We start from the raw sequence: 757 nt of genomic DNA on the forward strand, positions 1-757 counted from the left end.
GACGATCACCAAAAGGCTTGCGGTCACGGTCACCGAAAGGCTTCCGCTCCCCGCCGCCGAAGGTGCGCCGGTCGCCGTCGCCCTCGCGACGCGGACGGTCACCAAAGGACCGGTTGTCGCGGTCACCGTACTGCTTGCGCTCCCCGCCGCCGAAGGTGCGCCGGTCGCCGTCGCCCTCGCGACGCGGACGGTCGCCGAACGGCTTGCGGTCACGGTCACCGAAAGGCTTCCGCTCGCCACCGCCGGCCGCACCCCTGGCGGAGTCGTTGTTGTCACGGTTCGCCCGGGATCGGAATCCGCGCGGATCCCCGCCAGAGTTATTGTTTCCGCGGAAGGCTCCGCGGTCGTTACCGCGGTTGCCACCGTTGTGCTCGGCCATGATGGATTCCTCCTGTTGTGAGTCGACCACTGGCGCAACTGCAGCCGCTCGTATCCGTGTTTCGTTTCCTACGCAACCCGAAATCAAGCGCTTCGAAGTCCGTACATCTTCATCAATTCTAGGGGAGCCCCCTAATCCACCGGGACAGTCCAGGCCCGAAGGACCGCATCGTGGCAATCTTCACACCAACGCTCTCTCGCGTTTGGCGGGTTTCCCCTGGACGCTCTCTCAGGTTTGGCGGGTTTCGGGGTGACGCTCTCGCGTTGGGAGAGGGTGTGGTGTTGGGGGTGGGTTTTTAAATGTGGGAGGCCCCAACCGTGTGGTTGGGGCCTCGACCGTGATGTGTTGTCCGGCGGTGTCCTACTCTCCCACACCCTC

At 64.6% G+C, this 757-nt stretch carries 1 protein-coding gene; it reads left to right on the forward strand.

The genetic code is table 11. From position 1 onward, the window contains the following. Positions 1-400, forward strand: a 400-nt coding sequence (locus AC5RUU_RS19605) for a hypothetical protein (protein ID WP_493976869.1), incomplete at its 5' end; no start/stop codon positions are given. Positions 401-757: the final 357 nt, after the last annotated feature.

The organism is Arthrobacter sp. K4-10C (genome assembly GCF_059090085.1).